Genomic DNA, 4,175 nt, shown 5'->3' on the forward strand with positions numbered 1-4,175 from the left:
AGTATCCTATCTGCCTTTTTACAAATCTTAGCAGCTTCATCTCATTCCAACAAAGCTCATTAGCTAGCACATATATCTTTTGATTTTGCTTGGTTGTAATCTTATCGCTTTTTATCATATTTCGCCCGGTAAAATCAGGCTTTAGATCTATCTCGTCCTCGCATTTGTTATTTAAAATATCAAGGATCTTGTTTAGCTCTTTTAGGCTTAGCTCTTTTGAGCTGCTTACGCCAAATCTAATCGATAGCCAATCACTCCATGCGTCATTATCTTTGATGATTTTATATTGTGGATGGGTGTGAATTCTTGCTAAAAGCTGCTTTCTATATATCTCTTGAGAGCGTGTCATTTATAATCCTTTAAACCATAAATGTTTAGTTAAAAAACTACGACTAAAGCCCGTACATCTAGCCATCTTTGAGATATTTAGCTTGCCGTTTTTAAATCTATAATAGTCAAGATCGTAAGATAAAACACTGTTTAGCCTTTCTTGATACAAATCTCTTCTGCGCTTTACTAAATTATCTATATGCATTCGTTGTTTTGTAGTTAGGCTCTTACTTGTTTTAAACTTCAAATTTCACTCCCTGCATATACGCTTTTGCCGCTTTCAAGATCTGACTTTATGGCTGCTCTGATTCTCTCAAATTTTATTTTTATGCCCGGATCTTTGGCTCTATTTTCAAAGCTGCCGTTTGATAGCTCAATGTATGGCTTTCTTTCCTCTTCTAAAGCCTTGCTATCTCTTGGAAAGCGGTATATTACCTCGCAACTTATCTCTTTAAAAAATATATCCTTAGCCTTTATCTCTTCTAGGTTATCAGCCCAAAATTCTCTAAGCTTAGCCTTGATATTTTCTTTGTTCATCTCAAATATCTGCTTTGCTCCCGGGTGAGAGAAGGTAAAATTTAGGTTTATGCCTTTAATACTCGCATACTTAAACATCGCTTCGCTTATAAAGCCCTCTAATGCGTATTTAGCCATAGTAGCTATCAGCTTGCGTCTGTTTAATTCGATCGTTGTTTCGTGCATTCAAGTCCTTTTTAAAATGCTTTTTTAAACACTTTAAAAAGGGCTTTTAAGCCCTTTGTTCTAAACTCATATCATTCAAAGACTCATAAGCTATATTGCTCACATCGCTTAAAAGATATAAAGCTTCCTTAAGTCCGCCGCCGCCGTCCGTAAAATCCTCGCACATCCTGCCAAGCCCCGAAAGCAAAAGACTAAAGGCTAAAAATTTATCTTTTGCGTTATTGACCTCATCTATATAAAATACGCTAACCTCTTTCATAATGCGCTCCTTATGGCATTTCGCACCGCCGTGTCGCTCCTGCTCGTTTTACGGCAAATTTCGGTCTGAGATAAGCCGCTTTTATATAGTTTTACTATCTCGTCTCTCTCCGCGTCGCTTAGGCGAGTGGATTTTTTAATAAGTTCGGGTTTATTTGTAAGCTTTTCACGCAAAAGCTCGTTTTCACGCTCAAGTGTTGCATAGTATTTTTGTTTAAATTCATCGACTTCTATTGATTTTTGACTTAGAGCGGTTAGAGCTTGATCAAATTGTTCTTTGCCTATTGCAAAATGTTGCTTTATTCTTTGATTTTCTTTTAATACTTTATCGTAAGCTTCTAAAAATTGGATTTTAAAAGCTTCTGCTTTTTCGCCAGTAAAACCCATTATCAAAAATGCTGCTCCATTTTTTGAAATTTTGTAATAAGGTTGCTCTTTTTCAAAAAGCCCTGAAATAGCCACTCTGTTCGACGGTCGAAAATTTGACTGTCGGAAATTTTCATCACTTATAGATTTTATTTTTGCTATAATGTGTTGATGTTGTTTACCAAAAACAGCCGAAACATCCAATGAAGTGGTGAATGCTTCACTACCCACCACTTCAAAATTTACTTCTTGGTTGTTAATGACTACTACACTATTCATTTTTTTCCTTTAAATTTTTAACTTCTTTTTCAAGACGAGTTAAACGCCACTCATCAACGCCGACCCACGCCGATAAAATAAGTATAAGGACAAAATCCCAACTCATTTTTACTCCTTTGTGATATAATTTTAAGGGACAAGATGAAACCCCCTTACGGGGGCTTGTTTAGCTACTTAGCAACTTAGCTAATGCTGCCAAGTAAAATATGATTTGTAGTGCTAGTACAATCACTCTTAGCTTTCTCATCTTGTCTCCTTTCATCTTATTTCAAAAGGCTTCTTAAATCCCTTTGATGAAAGAATAATAACATATTTAAGAAATTAAATCAAGGTTTTTAATATATTTTAGTAGTTTTTAGTAGAAATTTAACTTATTTAAAAAGTTATTTTTGAGCTAAATCCTGAATAATGCTTTTTAAAAGCTCAAATTTTTCAAGCTCTTTTTTTAGTCTTAATGTTTCAAGATATAAATTTATGGCAACTTCAATAGCTCTGCTTATTTCGCCTGTTGAAGCGTTTTTATTTAAAGTCGCTTCGCTATATCCTATCAACTCTCCAAGCTGTTTATACGTTAAATTTAGCTCTTTGCAGGTTTGCTTGATAAGATTTGTTTGCTCTGCCATTTTGTCTCCTTAAAAGTTATGATATTTTAACTAAAAACTACTTTTAAAAACCTTAATCAAGCCCTATATTTAGGGCTTTGTTAAAGCTTATTAAACTTTAACTTCAGACGTTTGCACTTTGTAAATTCTCTATCTTGGTTTCTATGCGGAAGTTGTCTTTTACTACTCGCTTAAGACCAAGTTTTACAAGCTCGGCATCCCCAAGCTCCACAATGGCGTCTTTGTTAATCGTCTCTTCATAACTAATGCACTCATCCAGCTTATAGCTTTTTAGAGCCTTGATAAGTTTTTCGACTTTTTCTTTTATACGAGGTAAGCTAACGCTCTTGCTTAACTTATAGCCTATCTTGCCGAATGTAAATTCCTTGCTTCTTTTTTCTGCAAATTCAGCTTTGTTCTCTTCACAAAAAGCCGTTATTTGACCCTCTATATACTTTTTCTCGTTGTCTAGCTTTTCAACTTGCGCCTTATGAGCGTCTTTTATCTCATTACACTTTAACGTTATTTCGCCGTTAATATCAGCTAGTGCCACCTCTAGCTCACACACTCTTTTGAGTGCGTTATCCACATCGCTAAAACTATTTATCTGCATCTTCTACTCCTTAAATTTGATTTTCTTCTGTTAGCTCTTCTTTTTTGACTTATATCTCTTTTGCCCTTTGTCCTTTTGACTCTGAAATTTGCCCTACGAGGTAGCCTAGATCTCTCTCTTGGCATTTCTAAATCATCAAGCAGCGGGCTATCAAACGCAAGCCCCATAGCTGCAAGCAGTGATATTGATCTGCTCATCTCTTAATACTCCTTAAAATAATTAAATTTACACGCAAAAGCATGTGAGCAAACGTATCCGTAAAGAAAAGCCACTCCAAGTTTAGCCTTGGATCTCTTACTCTTTTTTACGATACGTAGTGCCATACTTAAATACCTAGCACAAGCTCAGCCGAGCCGTCTTTATTTAGCACTAGCTCGCTTATGCCCAGCTCTCTTGCCCTATCAAGCTCGGCAGACATTCCCTTGGAATTTTTACTATCCGGATGAGTGCTCATATAGATATGATCGCAGCTTTCAAGCAGCTCTATTCCAGCCTCTAAAGCCTCATCTCTTTGTGTGCCTTCATTAAATTTTCCTGCAAGCTCAAGCACCGCACTTACAGGCTCATATCCTGCCCTTCTTATCTTTGCACACTCTTCTTTAGCTATGTTTTGCGCAAGGTAATCACGCATATTATCGCTGCATCTAAGCGCACCGTAAGGTGTGGCGACATAGACTCTAATCTTTTCCATTTGACTCCTTTAAATTTGATTGACTTTATCGGAGGCTAAAATTTAGCCCCCTGTAAAATCAAAGCTTCTTTAAATGCTTGCTTTATACGCTTTCACATCTTCGCATTTTGTGCTAATGCTTTGCATTAATCTATCTAGCGCTTCACGCCTTACTATCTCTGCCGTATAACACACTAGCTTTAGACTAAATTTCTCCTCATCGATGCTTACAAAAAGTTCGGTTTCAAATCTGCCTAAAATAGTTGTGTCCGCTTCATATATAGGCAATTCAAATGTAAGCTTATTTGGTAGAGTTAAGCTCTCTTTTGCCCCTGATTTTATCTCTACGTCAAGG

Annotated in this window: 10 protein-coding genes; all 10 read right to left on the bottom strand. The window is 36.4% G+C overall.

Annotation, left to right across the window (positions count from 1 at the left end; translation table 11 throughout):
* Nucleotides 1-349: phage protein GemA/Gp16 family protein (locus CDOM16188_RS10865; protein WP_172202141.1), on the bottom strand; the 349-nt coding region annotated here is incomplete at its 3' end.
* Nucleotides 350-577, bottom strand: coding sequence for a hypothetical protein (locus CDOM16188_RS10870; protein WP_253908197.1), 228 nt, complete (start codon nt 575-577; stop codon nt 350-352).
* Nucleotides 574-1,032, bottom strand: a complete 459-nt coding sequence (locus tag CDOM16188_RS10875; RefSeq protein WP_172202143.1) for a hypothetical protein — start codon at nt 1,030-1,032, stop codon at nt 574-576. Before CDOM16188_RS10875 ends, CDOM16188_RS10870 begins: the two co-directional genes overlap by 4 nt.
* A 46-nt stretch (nt 1,033-1,078) precedes the next feature.
* Nucleotides 1,079-1,291, bottom strand: a complete 213-nt coding sequence (locus CDOM16188_RS10880; RefSeq protein ID WP_172202145.1) for a hypothetical protein — start codon at nt 1,289-1,291, stop codon at nt 1,079-1,081.
* On the bottom strand, nt 1,288-1,935 hold the full coding sequence (locus tag CDOM16188_RS10885; protein ID WP_172202147.1) for a Rha family transcriptional regulator: 648 nt from the start codon (nt 1,933-1,935) through the stop codon (nt 1,288-1,290). Before CDOM16188_RS10885 ends, CDOM16188_RS10880 begins: the two co-directional genes overlap by 4 nt.
* A gap of 383 nt (nt 1,936-2,318) precedes the next feature.
* Nucleotides 2,319-2,558 (bottom strand): transcriptional regulator, encoded by a 240-nt coding sequence (locus CDOM16188_RS10890; protein WP_172202149.1) that lies wholly within the window; start codon nt 2,556-2,558, stop codon nt 2,319-2,321.
* A 103-nt stretch (nt 2,559-2,661) separates the two neighbouring features.
* Nucleotides 2,662-3,150, bottom strand: a complete 489-nt coding sequence (locus CDOM16188_RS10895; RefSeq protein WP_172202151.1) for a host-nuclease inhibitor Gam family protein — start codon at nt 3,148-3,150, stop codon at nt 2,662-2,664.
* Nucleotides 3,141-3,347: a hypothetical protein gene (locus CDOM16188_RS10900; protein ID WP_172202153.1), complete on the bottom strand. Its 207-nt coding sequence runs from the start codon at nt 3,345-3,347 to the stop codon at nt 3,141-3,143. Before CDOM16188_RS10900 ends, CDOM16188_RS10895 begins: the two co-directional genes overlap by 10 nt.
* Nucleotides 3,348-3,475: 128 nt before the next feature.
* Nucleotides 3,476-3,841, bottom strand: a complete 366-nt coding sequence (locus CDOM16188_RS10905) for a DUF4406 domain-containing protein (RefSeq protein ID WP_172202155.1) — start codon at nt 3,839-3,841, stop codon at nt 3,476-3,478.
* A gap of 69 nt (nt 3,842-3,910) precedes the next feature.
* Nucleotides 3,911-4,175 (bottom strand): hypothetical protein (locus CDOM16188_RS10910; protein ID WP_172202157.1); only part of this gene is annotated, 265 nt, incomplete at its 5' end.

The sequence above is a fragment of the Campylobacter sp. RM16188 genome (assembly GCF_012978795.1).
Taxonomy (GTDB): Bacteria; Campylobacterota; Campylobacteria; order Campylobacterales; family Campylobacteraceae; genus Campylobacter_A; species Campylobacter_A canis.

Coding starts and splice junctions, on each gene's coding strand:
- CDOM16188_RS10875 (WP_172202143.1), bottom strand. CDS start 1,032: ATGCACGAAACAACGATCGAATTAAACAGACGCAAGCTGATAGCTACT.
- CDOM16188_RS10880 (WP_172202145.1), bottom strand. CDS start 1,291: ATGAAAGAGGTTAGCGTATTTTATATAGATGAGGTCAATAACGCAAAA.
- CDOM16188_RS10885 (WP_172202147.1), bottom strand. CDS start 1,935: ATGAATAGTGTAGTAGTCATTAACAACCAAGAAGTAAATTTTGAAGTG.
- CDOM16188_RS10890 (WP_172202149.1), bottom strand. CDS start 2,558: ATGGCAGAGCAAACAAATCTTATCAAGCAAACCTGCAAAGAGCTAAAT.
- CDOM16188_RS10895 (WP_172202151.1), bottom strand. CDS start 3,150: ATGCAGATAAATAGTTTTAGCGATGTGGATAACGCACTCAAAAGAGTG.
- CDOM16188_RS10900 (WP_172202153.1), bottom strand. CDS start 3,347: ATGAGCAGATCAATATCACTGCTTGCAGCTATGGGGCTTGCGTTTGAT.
- CDOM16188_RS10905 (WP_172202155.1), bottom strand. CDS start 3,841: ATGGAAAAGATTAGAGTCTATGTCGCCACACCTTACGGTGCGCTTAGA.